At 69.5% G+C, this 14,843-nt stretch carries 17 protein-coding genes and 1 tRNA gene; 7 read left to right on the forward strand and 11 right to left on the reverse strand.

All coding sequences use genetic code 11. The features are described from left to right. Positions 1 to 75 precede the first annotated feature (75 nt). Genes dapC through ACIBL3_RS10925 form a run of 4 tightly spaced genes read right to left on the reverse strand, consistent with a single transcriptional unit; the run spans position 76 to position 3,215 of the window. Complete coding sequence (gene dapC / locus ACIBL3_RS10910) at positions 76 to 1,176, reverse strand: succinyldiaminopimelate transaminase (RefSeq protein ID WP_396353359.1); 1,101 nt, start codon at positions 1,174 to 1,176, stop codon at positions 76 to 78. Further along, positions 1,176 to 2,078 (reverse strand): alpha/beta fold hydrolase, encoded by a 903-nt coding sequence (locus tag ACIBL3_RS10915; protein ID WP_396353093.1) that lies wholly within the window; start codon positions 2,076 to 2,078, stop codon positions 1,176 to 1,178. Before ACIBL3_RS10915 ends, dapC begins: the two co-directional genes overlap by 1 nt. A 28-nt stretch (positions 2,079 to 2,106) precedes the next feature. Beyond that, positions 2,107 to 2,703 carry a TetR/AcrR family transcriptional regulator gene (locus ACIBL3_RS10920; protein ID WP_396353094.1) on the reverse strand — a complete coding sequence of 199 codons (597 nt, stop codon included), beginning with the start codon at positions 2,701 to 2,703 and terminating at the stop codon, positions 2,107 to 2,109. A 41-nt stretch (positions 2,704 to 2,744) separates the two neighbouring features. Then, complete coding sequence (locus tag ACIBL3_RS10925) at positions 2,745 to 3,215, reverse strand: MarR family winged helix-turn-helix transcriptional regulator (protein ID WP_396353095.1); 471 nt, start codon at positions 3,213 to 3,215, stop codon at positions 2,745 to 2,747. A gap of 87 nt (positions 3,216 to 3,302) precedes the next feature. Here ACIBL3_RS10925 and ACIBL3_RS10930 point away from each other — a divergent pair, with 87 nt between their 5' ends. Then, positions 3,303 to 3,680, forward strand: coding sequence for a DoxX family protein (locus tag ACIBL3_RS10930; protein ID WP_396353096.1), 378 nt, complete (start codon positions 3,303 to 3,305; stop codon positions 3,678 to 3,680). Here ACIBL3_RS10930 and ACIBL3_RS10935 read toward each other — a convergent pair. After that, positions 3,677 to 4,156, reverse strand: a complete 480-nt coding sequence (locus ACIBL3_RS10935) for an amidohydrolase family protein (protein WP_396353097.1) — start codon at positions 4,154 to 4,156, stop codon at positions 3,677 to 3,679. The genes ACIBL3_RS10930 and ACIBL3_RS10935 overlap by 4 nt on opposite strands. Positions 4,157 to 4,202: 46 nt before the next feature. On the opposite strand from ACIBL3_RS10935, the gene ACIBL3_RS10940 reads away from it, so the two are divergent. From ACIBL3_RS10940 to ACIBL3_RS10950, 3 genes are read left to right on the forward strand one after another with little or no spacing between them, the layout of a single operon-like run. Next, positions 4,203 to 4,847 carry an FMN-binding negative transcriptional regulator gene (locus ACIBL3_RS10940; protein ID WP_396353098.1) on the forward strand — a complete coding sequence of 215 codons (645 nt, stop codon included), beginning with the start codon at positions 4,203 to 4,205 and terminating at the stop codon, positions 4,845 to 4,847. Then, complete coding sequence (locus ACIBL3_RS10945; protein ID WP_396353099.1) at positions 4,844 to 5,896, forward strand: FAD-dependent oxidoreductase; 1,053 nt, start codon at positions 4,844 to 4,846, stop codon at positions 5,894 to 5,896. The genes ACIBL3_RS10940 and ACIBL3_RS10945 overlap by 4 nt, the downstream gene beginning before the upstream one ends. After that, a complete protein-coding gene (locus tag ACIBL3_RS10950) occupies positions 5,886 to 6,998 on the forward strand; it encodes an amidohydrolase family protein (protein ID WP_396353100.1) in 1,113 nt (370 codons plus the stop codon). The genes ACIBL3_RS10945 and ACIBL3_RS10950 overlap by 11 nt, the downstream gene beginning before the upstream one ends. Here the strand turns inward: ACIBL3_RS10950 and ACIBL3_RS10955 are convergent. The 6 genes from ACIBL3_RS10955 to ACIBL3_RS10980 all read right to left on the reverse strand — a co-directional run bounded on the left by ACIBL3_RS10955 (position 6,989) and on the right by ACIBL3_RS10980 (position 12,019). Beyond that, positions 6,989 to 7,282 carry a co-chaperone GroES gene (locus ACIBL3_RS10955; protein ID WP_131362142.1) on the reverse strand — a complete coding sequence of 98 codons (294 nt, stop codon included), beginning with the start codon at positions 7,280 to 7,282 and terminating at the stop codon, positions 6,989 to 6,991. The genes ACIBL3_RS10950 and ACIBL3_RS10955 overlap by 10 nt on opposite strands. A gap of 41 nt (positions 7,283 to 7,323) precedes the next feature. Then, positions 7,324 to 7,587 (reverse strand): DUF3618 domain-containing protein, encoded by a 264-nt coding sequence (locus tag ACIBL3_RS10960; protein ID WP_396353101.1) that lies wholly within the window; start codon positions 7,585 to 7,587, stop codon positions 7,324 to 7,326. Positions 7,588 to 7,662: 75 nt separating this feature from the next. After that, complete coding sequence (locus ACIBL3_RS10965) at positions 7,663 to 8,706, reverse strand: glucose 1-dehydrogenase (RefSeq protein ID WP_396353102.1); 1,044 nt, start codon at positions 8,704 to 8,706, stop codon at positions 7,663 to 7,665. A 4-nt stretch (positions 8,707 to 8,710) separates the two neighbouring features. Continuing rightward, positions 8,711 to 9,553: a transglutaminase domain-containing protein gene (locus ACIBL3_RS10970; RefSeq protein WP_396353103.1), complete on the reverse strand. Its 843-nt coding sequence runs from the start codon at positions 9,551 to 9,553 to the stop codon at positions 8,711 to 8,713. Continuing rightward, positions 9,550 to 10,494 carry an alpha-E domain-containing protein gene (locus ACIBL3_RS10975; RefSeq protein ID WP_396353104.1) on the reverse strand — a complete coding sequence of 315 codons (945 nt, stop codon included), beginning with the start codon at positions 10,492 to 10,494 and terminating at the stop codon, positions 9,550 to 9,552. The genes ACIBL3_RS10970 and ACIBL3_RS10975 overlap by 4 nt, the downstream gene beginning before the upstream one ends. A gap of 16 nt (positions 10,495 to 10,510) precedes the next feature. Then, a complete protein-coding gene (locus ACIBL3_RS10980) occupies positions 10,511 to 12,019 on the reverse strand; it encodes a circularly permuted type 2 ATP-grasp protein (RefSeq protein ID WP_396353360.1) in 1,509 nt (502 codons plus the stop codon). Positions 12,020 to 12,216: 197 nt separating this feature from the next. Between ACIBL3_RS10980 and bcp the strand changes: the two genes are divergently transcribed. The 3 genes from bcp to ACIBL3_RS10995 all read left to right on the forward strand — a co-directional run bounded on the left by bcp (position 12,217) and on the right by ACIBL3_RS10995 (position 14,802). Beyond that, positions 12,217 to 12,684: a thioredoxin-dependent thiol peroxidase gene (gene bcp, locus ACIBL3_RS10985; protein WP_396353105.1), complete on the forward strand. Its 468-nt coding sequence runs from the start codon at positions 12,217 to 12,219 to the stop codon at positions 12,682 to 12,684. 375 nt (positions 12,685 to 13,059) lie between these two features. Beyond that, on the forward strand, positions 13,060 to 14,664 hold the full coding sequence (locus ACIBL3_RS10990; RefSeq protein ID WP_396353106.1) for a substrate-binding domain-containing protein: 1,605 nt from the start codon (positions 13,060 to 13,062) through the stop codon (positions 14,662 to 14,664). A gap of 57 nt (positions 14,665 to 14,721) precedes the next feature. Next, positions 14,722 to 14,802, forward strand: a tRNA-Leu gene (locus tag ACIBL3_RS10995). Positions 14,803 to 14,843: the final 41 nt, after the last annotated feature.

The following is a 14,843-nucleotide window of genomic DNA, read 5'->3' on the forward strand; positions in this document are numbered from 1 at the left end:
CTCTCCCCAAACCGCAACTTACCCACTAAAGATGCAGGCAAAGAGGAAGACGTCACACAGGACGCGGAAGTTCTGTTATTCGTGCAGTCTTTTCACTGCGGCGTCGATGCGCTCGTCGGTGCCGGTCAGCGCCACGCGGACGTGCCGCGCCCCCGCCGTACCGTAGAAGGCTCCCGGAGCGACCAGGATGCCGCGGTCCGCGAGCGCGCCGACCGAGCCGTAGGAGTCGTACTCGGGGTGCTCGGCCCACAGATACAGACCGCCGTTGGACAGGGTGATGACCCAGCCCGCGTCGGTCAGGGCATCCCGCAGTACGGCGCGACGCCGCAGGTACCGCTCCCGCTGCTCGTCGACGTGGGTGTCGTCCAAGAAGCCGGCCGCCATCGCCGCCTGGATCGGCGACGGCACCATCAGGCCGGCATGCTTGCGGACGGCAAGCAGCTCGGTGACGACCGTCTCGTCACCGGCCACGAAGCCGCCGCGGTACCCGGCGAGGTTGGACCGTTTCGACAGCGAGTGCACCGCGAGCAGGTTGTCGAAGCTGCCTCCACACACGTCCGGGTGCAGCACCGACACCGGCCGCGCGTCCCACCCGAACTCGGCGTAGCACTCGTCGCTCACCAGCAGCACGTCGTTCGCCCGCGCCCACTCGACCGCGCGGCGCAGGTCCTCCGGCGAGGTGATCTCACCCGACGGGTTCCGCGGGGAATTGAGGTACGCGACCCGCACCGGCCCGTCGTACGTCGTCGGGTCGGCGACCGGAACGCTCGTGGCCCGAGCCAGCGCGGCACCGGCCTCATAGGTCGGGTAGGCGAGGTCCGGAATGAGCACGGTATCGCCGGCGCCGATCCCGAGCAGCGTCGGCAGCAGCATGATCAGCTCCTTGGTGCCGATCACGGGCAGCACGCCCGCCTGCGGGTCCACGCCGGGCACCTCGAGACGCCGGGCCATCCAGTCCACGGCCGCCTGCCGGACGGTCGACGTACCGATCGTGGTTGGATACGCCGGTGCGTCGGCCGCGTCCGCGAGCGCCTGCTGGATCAGGTCCGGCACCGGGTCGACCGGGCTGCCGATGGACAGGTCGACGATCCCGTCGGGATGGGCGGCCGCCTTCTGCTTGTACGGCGCGAGCTTGTCCCACGGAAAGTCCGGCAACCGGCTGGAGGTCTCGAAGATCACCCCCGCATTCTCTCCTGCCGGCCGGATCGCCGGTCGGTAGGAGCCCGCTCCGCGAGAAACTCGACCGCCTTCTTCACCAGATCGGGGTCGCGCAGGACCCGGCGATGCCCCAGCCCGTCGCTGGTCTCCAGCCGGGCGCCGGGCCAGTGCGCGGTGACGTCGACACTGCCCTGGTACGACGTTTCCGGGTCCGACCGGTCGTGGACGATCAAGAGCGGCGGCAGCTCGCGGCGCTCGGCGATGGCCGGGATGACCGCATCCATCGCGAAGGAGTCCATCGGGCCGAACCGCGCCTCGAACCGCCGCAGGAACCCGGCTCGGATCCGCGGACCGAAGCCCAGCGCCGCCTGCAACTGGTCGAGCCACTCGGTGAAGTCCGTCGCCGTGGCGACGAAGACCAGGCGGTCGATGTCGAGGCCGTCGCGCATCGCCAACGCGGTCGCGGGCGCCCCCAGCGAATGAGCGACCACGCCGTACGCCGGACCTTGTGCAGCGACCACCGTCTTCAGCGCGTCGGCGAGCTCGAGGAGCGTGGAGAAACCCTTGCCCTCGCCACCCGGAGCCGAGTCGCCATGGCTCCAGGCGTCGTACGTGACCACCCGGAAGCCCGAGTCGACGAGGGGCTTGATGTGCGCAGCCAGCTGCAGCCCCCAACCGCCCCATCCGTGGACGAGGTAGACAGTCGGCCCCTCGCCGTACGACTGGCCACGGATCCCCGCAACCTCGAACGGGGTCGCGATCGGAAGCTCACCACGCGGCCGCCGCGCCTTCTCCGGTACGGCGGGAACGCGGAACCAGAGCCTGTTCAGCAAGCTGGTGCCGGCGGCCGGCGCGACTCGCTCGAGCAGGCCGAAGCCCAATCTAAAGAACCGAACGTTCGTGCTTTTCTTTGCTGCCATGGCGACTACTCCAGATCGTCAGTAAGGGTCAGAGGCGGGCCGCCCGGACGAGCGCCTCGAAGGCGGTACGTGCTCGATCCTCGGCCTTGGGGTCGGCCAGCAGCCGGCTGGCGTGGTGGTATGAGAGCAGGACGCCGCGGATGTCGAAGGCGTACTGGTCGGGGTCGGCGTCGGGGCGGAAGTGGCCTTCACTGATGCCGGTCCGGAACACCGTGGCGAGCAGGTCGCCGTAGTCGCGCTCGGCACTCACGACGCGGTCGCGGACCGGGCTCGGCGGCGCGTCGTCGAGCTCGGCGGAGACGCTGGCGAAGAAACACCCACCAGGCAGGGCGAGATCGCCGTTGTCCCAGCGGAGCTTGCGGTCGAAGAGCTCACGCAGGCGCGGTTCGCCGCGGGGCGCCTGCAGCGCAGGGCGGACGACCCGCTCGGCGAACAGCTCGGCGGCGCGCTCGACCACCGCGACCTGGAGCTGCTCCTTGGAGCGGAAGTGTGCGAACAGACCGCTCTTCGACAGCTGCATGCGGTCGGCCAGCAGGCCGATGGTGAGACCGCTCAAGCCGGTCGCACTCACCACCCGCGTCGCCTCGTCCAGCACGGCAGCCCGTGTCTGTTCGCCCTTGCCCACCTCAAAATAAAAGCACGACCGTTCGCTCGACGGCAAGTGATTCAGCAGGACTTCCCCGGGTCGACCTTGGCGAGGATCTGGTCGGCGATGGTCTTCAGCTGGGCGAGTTGCTCCGGTGTCAAGGCGTCGATGACGAGTTCGCGCACGGTCGTCACGTGACCAGGCGCGGCCGCGACGAGTACGTCGTACCCGGCGTCGGTGATCGTGGCGACGGTGATCCGGCCGTCGTCCTCGGCGGGGCGACGCTCGACGAAGCCGCGCTGCTCGAGGCGCTTGACGACATGGGACAGGCGCGAGAGCGAACCGTTCGCGAAGCCGGCCAGGTCGCTCATCCGCCGCGACCGGCCGGGCGACTCCGACAACCCGGCGAGCACCAGGTACTCGAAGTGACTCAGCCCGGAGTCGCGCTGGAGTTGGAGGTCGAGGGCGCCGGGCAGCTTGAACATCAGGGCCGCGAACGCCATCCAGCTCGCGAGCTCGTCTTGGTCCAGCCACCGCACCCCGTCGTCCATGACCGCATTTTACGGCATTAGTTGACGCTTCAAGTCATCCGGGTCTAGCGTTGAGTTGAAACGTCAACCAATGACTGAGAGTGGGACATGAACCTCTTTCTGTGGATCGTCGCGGGACTGCTGGCCGCCGTGTTCCTGGGCGCGGGCGTGATGAAGCTGACGCAGGAGCGCCGCAAGCTGCTGGCGAACCCGAACATGCAGTGGGTCGAGGACTTCTCGGCCGGCACGATCAAGCTGATCGGCACCGCCGAGCTGCTCGGCGCGCTCGGCCTGATCCTGCCTGCCGTCCTCGACATCGCCCCGGTCCTGGTCCCGCTCGCGGCGACCGGCCTCGCCGTCCTGATGCTCGGCGCGGCGATCACCCACGCCCGCCGCAAGGAGACGCAGCCGATCGTCATCAACGCCGTACTGCTGATCCTCGCGCTGGTCGTCGCGATCTTCCGCTTCGGGCCGAACAGCTTCTAAGCCTGCCAGGTCCACCGGCCCGCGAGCAGGGTCGAGTGGACCGGGAAGGTTCGCAGGTCGTCGACGGCGGCGAGCATCGGGTCGGCGTCGAGGACGACGAGGTCGGCCGGACCACCAGCACGCGGGGTCCGGCCACCGCGGGTCGAGGCGTCCAGCGCAGCGCCGACCGGGATCTCCTGCTCCGGGTGCCACGACTCCCGATCGTCGTCCGAGCGGTGTACGGCGGCCGCCGCCGACAGCCATGGATCGAGCGGCGCCACCGGTGCATCCGACCCCAACCGGAGCTCCGCACCCGCCGCGAGCAACCCACCGAACGCAAAGGCGCGACCGGCACGTCGCCCGAGACGTCGTCCAGCAACGACTTGAGCGGCTGGTCCGGCCAGCTCGCGCGCGGACGTCGTACCGGCGACCGGTTCGGCCGGCGCGCCGTCGCGGACCAGGCGGGCGTTGCGGAGCAGGAGGTCGGCAGAAGTCATGGCCTTACTCTGCAGGGAGACCGGTCGACAACGGAACGGAGCCTGGATGTACGTCGCCCCCGACTACGCGGAGCCCGACCTGGACGAGGTGATCCGGCTGATCGAGGCGCAGCCGTTCGCCACGCTGGTGACGGACCAGCCCGACCTGCGGATCGCGCACGTGCCGGTCCAGGTACGGCGGGACGACGGCCTGGAGATCGTCGCCCACGTGGCCGCCCTCGACCCGTTTGCTGAGTCAGTCCGGCAGCACGCTCGCATCCTGGTCAGCGTGCTCGGGCCGTCGGTGTACGTGAGCCCGGCGTGGTACGCGAGCCGCGGGCTGCCGACGTACAACTTCGTCGCCATCGAGCTGCGCGGGCAGGCGGTGCCGCTGGACGACCCGGACGCCGTCCGGGCGCACCTGACCCGGCTCGTCAAGGACCATGAGGAGGCGCTCAACCCCGGCGACCCGGACGCGCGCTGGCGGGGCGACGAATGGGCGCGGGACCGGACGAACGAGCTGCTGCCGGAGCTGCAGGCGTTCACGCTGCGGGTCGAGCAGGTGACCGCGAAGGTGAAGCTGGGTCAGAACCGCACCGAGGCCGATCGGGTCGCGACGATGGCCGCCCTGCACCACTCGCCACGCACTGACCACCAGGCAGTCGAGGGCTTGATGCGGGCCCGGTACGACGACGAGGGGCGGACACGGTGACGTACGACGTGGCGGTGGTCGGCGCCGGCGCGATGGGGTCAGCGGCCGCGCGGGCGTTGGCGGCGGCGGGGCGTGCGGTCGTCGTACTCGAGCAGTACGAGCTCGGGCACGTGCGTGGCGGGTCGCACGGTGGGACACGGCTGTTCCGGCCGGCCGCGGACAACGCTGAGGTGGCCCGGCTGACCGAGCAGGCTCGTGGGCTGTGGCGGGCGCTGGAGGACGAGTCCGGCGAGACGCTCTTCGAGGTGACCGGCGGAGTCGACCACGGGGTCGACGAGACGGCCATCGAGACCTTCCGGGCCCTGCACCCGACCGGACAGGTGCTCACGGCAACCGAGGCGGCCGAGCGGTGGCCCGGTATGCGGTTCGAGACCCCGGTGCTCTATCAGCCTGGGTCCGGGCGATTGTACGCGGACCGGACGGTCAGTGCACTGCAGCGAGTGGCGGATGCTGAGTTCCGGGAGCTGTCGCTGGTGCGGGCCTTGCGGGTCCAGGGCGACGTCGTCGAGCTCGACGTACCCGGTGGGGCCGTGCAGGCGCGGCAGGTCGTGGTGACGGCCGGGGCGTGGGCGCCGAAGCTGCTGACCGGGCTGGTGCAGTTGCCGCCGTTCCGGGTGACGCAGGAGCAGCCGCGGTTCTTCGAGCCGGTGGCGGACTTCGACTGGCCGTCGTTCGTCCACCACGGTCGCTACGGGCTGTTCGAACCCGGGTCCGGGGTGAAGGTCGGGTTGCACGCCACCGGGCCGGAGGTCGACCCCGACACCCGCGACTTCGCGGTCGAGCCCGAACGGGACAAACAGCTGGTGCGGTACGTCGAGGAGTGGTTCCCCGGCGTGGACCCGACCAGGTCGACCGCGATCAGCTGCCTGTACGACAACACGCCGACGGACAGCTTCGTCATCGACCGGGTCGGGCCGATCACCGTCGCGGCCGGGTTCTGCGGGCAGGGGTTCAAGTTCGTGCCGCTGATCGGTGAGTTCGTCCGTGGCCTGGTCACCGGCGAGGCGTCGGTCCCGTCGCGCTTCCGCCTGAGCAGCCATGCTGTCTGACCACGTGGACGGCCTGGCGCTGGTGGATCACCACGTGCACGGCGCCGTCAAGGGACCGCTCGACCGGACCGGCTTCGAACAGCTGATCACCGAGTCGGACCGGCCCGTCCCGCCGTGGATGTCGACGTTCGACTCGCAGCTAGGCCTCGCGATCCGCCGGTACTGCGCTCCGCTGCTCGGTCTGCCTGCACACGCATCAGCGGACGACTATCTGGCCGCCCGTGCCCACGCCGACGTGAACAGCCTGTTCCTCCGGGCCGCCGGCGTGAGCGACTACCTGGTCGATACCGGGTATCTGGGTGATGCGGTGACCGGAGTCGATGAGCTGGCCAAGCTGAGTGGCTCCCGTGCGCACGAGGTGGTGCGGCTGGAGGCGGAGCTCGAGTACGTCTCCACACAGGAGTCCGACGTGGCCGCCGTACCTGATGCGCTGGTACGGCGGTTGGAGGAGCGGACTGGTGGGGCGATCGGGCTGAAGAGCATCGTGGCGTACCGCTACGGGTTCGACTTCGACCCGGCTGAGCCGAGTAGTGCCGACGTACTGACTGCTCTGGATCGGTGGTACTCGTCGGGTGCTGGGCGAGTCGCTGACCCCGTGCTGCTGCGCTGGTTGCTGTGGACTGGCGCTCGCCGCGGGCTGCCGCTGCAGCTACACGTCGGCTTCGGTGACACGGAGCTGCAGCTGCACAGGGCTGATCCGGCGCTGCTGACGGAGTGGCTGCGGCTGGTCGAGCCGCTCGGCACGCAGGTGGTGCTGCTGCACTGCTATCCGTTCCACCGCAACGCCGCGTACCTCGCGCATGTGTTCCCACACGTCCACCTGGACCTCGGGCTCACCACCATGTACGTCGGAGCGCGGGCGGCCGCCGTACTGGCCGAGGGGCTGGAGCTGGCGCCGTTCGCGAAGCTGCTCTACTCGTCGGACGCGTGGGGTCCCGCCGAGCTGCACTTCCTAGGCGCCGCGCTGTGGCGACGGGCAGTCAGCTCGGTGCTGGATGGCTTCGTTGCCCAAGGCGATTGGTCTGCGGACGACGCCGTACGTGTGGCCACGCTGTGGGGCCGGGAGAACGCCGTCCGCCTGTACGGCCTCGATCAGAGGTAGAGACCGGTCTGGCCGTCCTCGAGGCGGCCGGCCGCGACTGCGTGCAGGTCGCGCTCGCGGAGCAGGATGTAGTCGTCGCCGCGGACCTCGACCTCGGCCCGGTCCTCCGGGTCGAACAGCACGCGGTCGTCCACCTCGACGGTCCGCACGTTGGCTCCGATCGCGACCACCTTCGCCCACGCCAGCCGACGGCCCATCTGGGCCGTGGCCGGGATCAGGATGCCCGCCGAGGATTTCCGCTCGCCCTCCTGCTCGAGGGAGACCAGCACCCGGTCGTGCAGCATCCGGATCGGCAGTTTGTCGTCCGAGAGCCGCTTGCGAGGAGTCACCGGCGACCCACCAGCCGGCGGATCAGCAGCAGTACGGCGACGACGCCGACCGCGGCACCGCCGACCGCGACGATCTTCTGGGTCCGCAACTGACCGCGCTCGTCGAAGACCTGGGCCTTCGCCTGCTCGACCTGCCGCTTGGCCACGTTCTTCGGGTGCGCCCGGTCGACCAGCTCGTCCACGGTCGAGGCCAGGCGCGCGCGGGTGGCGGCGATGTCCGCCTCGATCTGCTCGGCCGTCCGAGCCTGCGTGTCCGGCACCTGTCGACACTCCCTTCGTCTCCTGGACCTGCCCCGGGATGCCCGGGCGGGCCCTGCTGAGTCCATCCTCGCAGGTCATCGCTGTAAGTCGACGACCACCTTGATGTCTTCCGGTGCCCGGACCAATGCGCCCGGCCACTCCGACAGCGGCACGGTCCGCGTGATCAGCCGCTCCAGCCAGGCTTTGTCCGCGGCCTGGAGAATGCCGACCGCGTCCGCGTAGTGCCGCTTGGCCGCGTTCACCGACCCGACCAGAGCGGCGTTGCGGACGACCAACTGGCGGTTGAGGGCATCCAGCGGTACGTCGATGGTCGCCGGACCGGGCGAGATCCCGGCCAGGCACATCACACCGGCCGGGGCGAGCAGACTGGCGCAGTCGAACACCACCTGCCCGGCGCCGGTCGCCTCGATCACCACGTCCGGCGTGACGGTCAGCTCCGCCAGGTCGGTGATGTAGGTGCCGCCGAGTGCACGGACCAGCTCTGTCTTCGGCCCGCCCACGACCCGGTCCAGCACGTGCACGCCGTACCCGCGCTGGGTCGCGATCAGGGCGGCGAGCAGTCCGATCGGACCTGCTCCGGTGACGAGGACGTGCTCGGGTCCGTACCAGGACCGCGAGCCGACGCGGTCGACCTGCTCCCAGGCCTTGGCGAGGATGCTGGTCGGCTCCACGAGTACGCCAAGGTGACCTAGCTGCTGCGGGACCGGTGCTGCGAAGTACGGGTCGATGCGCCACCGCTCGGCGCCGTACCCGTCCATCTCTTTGATGCCGCGCTCGGTGTAGAGCCCGTTGCGGCAGAAGTCCCACTCACCGCGGGCGCAGGCCGGGCAGGGCTCTGGGTCGGGCCGGCGGACCACGCCGGCGACCAGGTCACCGGTGCTGAAGCCGGAGCCTTCCGGGGCCTCCAGGACCCGCCCGAGCGACTCGTGGCCGATCACCAGGTGGTCGGAGCCCGGTCGTCCCCGGCCGAACCCTCCGGAGACCAGCTCCACATCAGTGCCACAGATCCCGGTGAGCAGTCCCTCGACCAGGATCGAGCCGTCCGATTCCGGCGGCTCCTCCACCTCTCCTACCGCGGCTGAGTCAGCTTTCCCCGTCGTGACTGTCATCGCCCGCATGGGCTCAGGCTAACCGGGTCATGTTGACGGTCACCTCGATCGCAGTCGCCGCGCCGCCGGAGTAGATTCCCTTCAGCGGCGACACGTCGGCGTAGTCGCGACCAGTGGCCACCCAGACGTGCCGGTGTCCGATCGGGAGGTCGTTGGTCGGGTCGAAGCCCCACCACTCCCCGGTCCACGCCTCGATCCAGGCATGGCTCTCCCCCACGACTGTCTCGCCCACTGCCGCATCGGGCTTGGTGTGCAGGTAACCGGAGACATAGCGCGCGGGTACGCCGACTGCCCGCAGCATGGCGAGCGTCAGGTGCGCGTAGTCCTGGCACACGCCCTCACCGGCCTGCCAGGCGTCGACAGCAGAGGAGTGCACGCCAGTGGTGCCGCGCTGGTACTTCAGCGTGTCGTGCACCCACTTGGACACCGCCAGCACAGTCTCCTGCGGCGTAGCCCCCTTGCGTAGCGACCGAGCAACCGCGGCGAGCTCCCGATGCTTCGGCACGTACGTCGTCCACTCGAGGTACTCGGCGTACCGGTCGAGGTTCTCCTCCGCCCGGATCTGCGTCCAGGTGGCGTCGACGGTCGGCGCCGGCTGCTCGGTCGTCTCCACCACGGAGGCGGCGACGACCTTCAGCTCGGTGTGGGGCATGTGCAGGTCGAAGGAGTTGACCTCCGTGCCCCAGTAGTCCGTGTACTTGTAGGCCCTTGCCGTCGGCACCGTCTCGAGCCGGGCGACCATGAGGTTCTGCCGGTCGTCACTGCGCGGGGTGAGCCGAGCCTCGTTGTAGGACTGCGTCACTGCAGTCGCATAGCGGTAGCCAGTTGTATGGACCACCCGGAGACGCCACTTCACAGGTTCACCTCCGCGTTGTTCCACTCGATCCACGGCACTGCATGGAAGTACTGCCTCGACACGGCCTCTCCCACCTCGCGCACCGTGGTCTGCAGCGCTTGCAGCCGGCCAGTGAGGTCGTCCAGCAGCTCGGCCGGTCGCAGGAACTCCAGGTCGCTCCGTGCCTTCCCCAGCAGCCGCGATGCCTCCGCACCCGCACCGATCCGGGCAGATGGCCCGTGGTCGAGCTCCACCAGACAGGACTCGGCCTGCGTCAGTGCATGAAAGGCAGAGCGCGGGAACAGCCTGTCCATCAGCAGGAACTGCACCACGCGCGAGGCGTCCAGCGCCCCGCGATACGTCCTCAGATAGGTGTCATGCGCGCCCGCAGAGCGCAGTACGGTCACCCATCCCGGCGACGTCGGCTTGTCGCCCACCCGGGACATCAGCAGCCGCACGATCATGTCCACGCGCTCCACCGACCGGCCGAGCACCAGGAACCGCCAGCCGTCGTCCCGGCTCATGGTGGAGTCCGCCAGCCCGGCGAACATCGCCGCCCGGTCCTCCACGAACGTGAAGAACTCGTGCGGTCCCACCCGACGGGCAGCCCGCTGCCGCTCCGGTACGGCGTTCCACATGGCGTTGATGCACTGCCACAGCTCGCTGGACACCACCTCGCGTGCCACCCGGGTGTTCTCCCGGGCACTCCCGATCGAGGACACGATCGACCCGGTCTCCGGCGACATCGCGACCAGTTCGGTCAGCCCCCACACGTCCAACCGGGTGCCGCGCGGCGGGCTGATGCCCAGGACCGACAGCAGGGTGCGGCTCTCGGTGTCGGCATCGACTGTCGCGTCCTCGAGCAGCTGATGGACCGACACGTCGAGGATCCGCGCTGTGTCGTCCGCGCGTTCGACGTACCGGCCGATCCAGTACAGCGACTCGGCGTTGCGTGCGAGCATCGTCAGCACCTCCCCATCACTGTTGCTGCTGCTGTTGGGCGATGTTCAGCTCCGGCCCCTGCTCCGGGGTGGACGCCTCGTCCGACTTGACGCCGGTCGCGCCCAGCCCGCGGCCACGCAGTTCGGCGTCCTCACCGGAGGCTCTGGGCGCCAGCACCCAGGTGTCCTTCGACCCGCCGCCCTGCGACGAGTTGACGATCAGACTGCCCTCGGGAATGGCCACCCGGGTCAGTCCGCCCGGCAGCACGAACACGTCGTCGCCGTCGTTCACCGCGAACGGCCGCAGGTCCACATGTCTCGGCTGCAGCCGCTCACCCACCTTGGTAGGCACAGTGGACAGCTGTACGACGGGCTGCGCGATCCAGCCGCGTGGATTGGCCTTGATCCGGCGCCGCTGGGCCTGGAGCTCCTTCGGCGAGGCATCCGGTCCGAAGACGATGCCGTACCCACCGGAGCCCTCGACCGGCTTGGTGACGAGCTGGTCCAGCCGGTCCAGCACCTCGGTCTGCTCGTTCGGCAGCCAGCAGCGGTACGTGTCCACGTTCGGCAGCAGCGGAGTCTCGCCCAGGTAGTACTTCAGGATCTCCGGAAGGTACGTGTAGATCAGCTTGTCGTCGCCGACCCCGTTGCCGATCGCGTTGGCGATCACCACGTTGCCGGCTCGTGCCGCGTTCACCAGGCCCGCGACACCGAGCACGGAGTCCGGCACGAACTGCACCGGGTCCAGGAAGTCGTCGTCGATCCGCCGGTAGATCACGTCGACCCGCTGCTCGCCCTCGGTGGTCCGCAGGTAGATGACGTTGTTGCGGGCCAACAGGTCGCGCCCCTCGACCAGCTCGACACCCATCTGCCGCGCCAGCAGCGAGTGCTCGAAGTACGCCGAGTTGTAGACGCCCGGCGTCAGTACGACGACGTTCGGGTCGGTCGCACTCGGTGGAGCCGCCGCTCGGAGGGCTCTGAGCAGATGGACCGCGTAGTCGCCGACCGCACGGACCCGGTGCTTGGCGAACAGGTCCGGGAACACCCTGGTCATCGTCCGGCGGTTCTCCATCACGTACGACACCCCGGACGGGCTGCGCAGGTTGTCCTCCAGCACCCGGAAGTCGCCCTGCTCGTCGCGGACCACGTCGATGCCGGCCACGTGGATCCGGACGCCGTTCGGCGGGACGATCCCGGCCGCCTGCCGATGGAAGTGCTCGCACGAGGTGATCAGGCGCCGCGGCAGCACGCCGTCCGCGACGATCTGCTGCGGTCCGTAGATGTCGGCGAGGAACGCCTCCAGTGCGCGGACTCGCTGCACGATGCCGCGCTCCAGCCGGGACCACTCCGAGGCCGTGATCACCCGTGGCACCAGGTCCAGCGGGAACGGCCGCTCCTGGCCGGACAGGCTGAAGGTGATGCCTTGGTCGACCAGCGCCCGGTCCAGCGCCTCGGACCGGGCGGTCAGGTCGCCTGGTTGCAGCGGCTTGAGCGAGTCGTGCAGCCGCTTGTACGCCGTCCGGACACCGTCGACGGGGTCGAACATCTCGTCGTACGCGCCGGCGTGCGGGCGCCGCGGGTCGAGGTACCCGTCGAACAACTGGGGGCCCGCGGGGCGGGTGGTTGCGCGGCTCATCTGCGCATCTTCACCCACGGACGCCGCGCTCGCACCCGGAACGCTCTCCAGTTATCCCGCACGTAACATTGCGCACAGTCACTCGATCTGCTTCGTGGAGGCCCCTGATGTCCGAACGACTGTCCGTCGGCGACACCGCACCCGAGTTCACCCTGCCGGATGCCGACGGCAACGAGGTCTCGCTGGCCGGCCTGCGCGGCAAGAACGTGATCGTGTACTTCTACCCGGCCGCGATGACCCCGGGCTGCACCAAGCAGGCGTGCGACTTCCGCGACTCGCTCGACTCGCTGCAGGCCGCCGGGTACGCCGTCCTCGGCATCTCACCGGACAAGCCGGCGAAGCTGGCCAAGTTCCGCGAGCGGGACGCGGTGACGTTCCCGCTGCTGAGCGACCCGGACAAGCAGGTGCTGACCGCGTACGGCGCGTTCGGCGAGAAGACCATGTACGGCAAGAAGGTCACCGGAGTGATCCGCTCCACCTTCGTCGTCGACCCGGACGGGAAGATCGCGGTGGCGCAGTACAACGTCAAGGCGACCGGCCACGTCGCCAAGCTGCGCCGCGATCTGGGCCTCTGAGTCACCGTCCTCGGGCACCCTGCGCGGGGTCCCGCGGAGGGAAACCCTCGACCGTTTCACGCGACTGGTCCATGGAACGGTCGTTTGAGTGGCCGATCCAGTGTGATTTGGATCACAGGCCGATCTCAGCGGATCGCAGCCGCGACGCTACTTTCGGTGCATTTTCCAGCGTTCCTGTGAAAGACCGGTACTCCCGCACCCGCCCGCGTCCGGTTGCGGTCCCTCCCCGGGTGTGTCCGGAACCACGGCGATCTTCGCCGTGACCAGCCGAAACCGGGTACTCTGCGCGCGCAGTCAGCCTCTGGGAGGGAGGGACCTGCCGCGATGGGAAAACATTCCTCTGCGGTGACGCGAAGTAACAACAACCGTCGATCGGTGTACATCACCGCGGTCGGGCTTCTGGTGATCTCGCTGGGCGCCGTGTTCGTGGTCCGGTCCTTCGGATCCGAGTCGGGAGCCGACGGCTTCCTGAGCGGCGGCGGCCAGTCGTGCGACGATCCGGCGCAGATCTCGCTCAGCACCACGCCCGAGTTGCAGCCCGCGCTGGAGTCGGCGGCCAAGTCGCTGGCCGGCAAGGGCGGTGACGACGGAACTCCGTGCCTGCAGTTCACCATCAGCGCGGCTCCCTCGGCGAAGGTCGCCCAGGACATCGCCGGCAACCGCGACAACCGTCCCGACCTGTGGATCCCGGACTCCTCGCTCTGGGTGGCCCAGGCCGACGACGGCCAGAGCGTGCCGTCCGTCGCCGTACCGTCCGTCGCCTCCTCACCGCTGGTGCTGGTCGGCCGGAACACCAACTTCGCCGACACCTCGTCCTGGCTGCGTGCGCTCGGCGGCGCCGACCCGGCCCTGCTGGACCCGCTGAGCACGTCGCCCGGCGCGCTGTCCCTGCTCGCCGTCCAGTCGGAGCGGCAGCGGACGTCGGCGTCCGACACCCAGGTCGCGACGGTCGTCGTGCCGCTGGCTCAGCGGCTCGGCTCGATGGCCAAGCCGTACACCGACCCGAACGCCCTACTGGGCCGGGCGGACCAGGACGGCAGCCGGGTCGTCGTACCGGTGTCGGAGCAGACCTTCATCAAGTACCAGGACGACCACCCGGACGCTCAGCTGCGGGCGATCGTGCCGTCCACCGGCACGCTGGTGCTGGACTACCCGGTCGTGATCACCGCCAAGTCCGACGTCCAGCAGGCGACCGACGCCGCCAAGTCGCTGGCCGCCGAGCTGCTCACCGACGGCTCCGGCCAGGCCAGGGACGACTCGGGCTTCCGGGACGCGCAGCTCAGCCCGCTGAGCGGCGGCCGCGGGGTCGGCGACATCACCCAGCTGCCCAAGCCCAACGGCGAGACGATCGACAAGACGCTGCTGAACTGGACCCGGCTGTCACTGTCCACGCACTCGCTGGCGGTGATCGACATCTCCGGCTCGATGGGCGAGAAGGTCGGCGCCAAGACCCGGATGCAGCTCACCATCGAGGCGGCCGGCGGCGGTCTGTCGCTGTTCCCGAACAGCGCCTCGCTCGGCCTGTGGACGTTCTCCACCAAGATCGGCCCAGACGACGCCGACTACAAGGAGCTGGTCCCGATCGCGCCGCTGTCGGACCGGCAGCGCAAGAAGATCCTCGACAACCTGAAGATCCAGCGCCCGATCCCGAACGGCAGCACCGGCCTGTACGACACCGCGATCGCCGCGGTCCGGGCAGTCCGTCAGCAGTACGACTCCAGCGCGGTCAACTCGATCCTGCTGTTCACCGACGGCAAGAACGACGACCCGGGCAGCCCCACCCTGGAGCAGACCGTGAAGACCCTCGAGAGCCTGACCGACCCGGCCCGCCCGGTCCGGATCATCGCCCTCGGCATGGGGCCGGAGGCGAACGCCGACGAGCTCCGCGCGCTGGCCAAGGCCACCAACGGCCAGAGCTACGTCGCCCGCAACCCCGGCGACCTGCGCCAGGTCTTCATCGACGCCTTGCAAAGCCGCTGACCGCGACCCCGAGCCGCCTCCCCTAGGATGTCCTCCGAAGGGGAGGCGACTCCCCCGGCCAGAGTGGTGGAACGGCAGACACGCCGGCTTTAGGTGCCGGTGCCCCCGGGCGTGCGGGTTCAAATCCCGCCTCTGGCACCTTGAGCTTCCGTCGGACCCCGGTCGATACTGCGACTGGG

Origin of the sequence: Kribbella sp. NPDC050124 (genome assembly GCF_044460355.1) — a bacterium.
Classification (GTDB): domain Bacteria; phylum Actinomycetota; class Actinomycetes; order Propionibacteriales; family Kribbellaceae; genus Kribbella.

Bases quoted from the DNA above. Each gene is read 5' to 3' on its own strand.
- ACIBL3_RS10915 (WP_396353093.1), bottom strand. From the start codon at position 2,078: ATGGCAGCAAAGAAAAGCACGAACGTTCGGTTCTTTAGATTGGGCTTC.
- ACIBL3_RS10925 (WP_396353095.1), bottom strand. From the start codon at position 3,215: ATGGACGACGGGGTGCGGTGGCTGGACCAAGACGAGCTCGCGAGCTGG.
- ACIBL3_RS10930 (WP_396353096.1), top strand. From the start codon at position 3,303: ATGAACCTCTTTCTGTGGATCGTCGCGGGACTGCTGGCCGCCGTGTTC.
- ACIBL3_RS10935 (WP_396353097.1), bottom strand. From the start codon at position 4,156: ATGACTTCTGCCGACCTCCTGCTCCGCAACGCCCGCCTGGTCCGCGAC.
- ACIBL3_RS10940 (WP_396353098.1), top strand. From the start codon at position 4,203: ATGTACGTCGCCCCCGACTACGCGGAGCCCGACCTGGACGAGGTGATC.
- ACIBL3_RS10950 (WP_396353100.1), top strand. From the start codon at position 5,886: ATGCTGTCTGACCACGTGGACGGCCTGGCGCTGGTGGATCACCACGTG.
- ACIBL3_RS10955 (WP_131362142.1), bottom strand. From the start codon at position 7,282: ATGCTGCACGACCGGGTGCTGGTCTCCCTCGAGCAGGAGGGCGAGCGG.
- ACIBL3_RS10965 (WP_396353102.1), bottom strand. From the start codon at position 8,706: ATGCGGGCGATGACAGTCACGACGGGGAAAGCTGACTCAGCCGCGGTA.
- ACIBL3_RS10975 (WP_396353104.1), bottom strand. From the start codon at position 10,494: ATGCTCGCACGCAACGCCGAGTCGCTGTACTGGATCGGCCGGTACGTC.
- ACIBL3_RS10980 (WP_396353360.1), bottom strand. From the start codon at position 12,019: ATGTTCGACCCCGTCGACGGTGTCCGGACGGCGTACAAGCGGCTGCAC.
- bcp (WP_396353105.1), top strand. From the start codon at position 12,217: ATGTCCGAACGACTGTCCGTCGGCGACACCGCACCCGAGTTCACCCTG.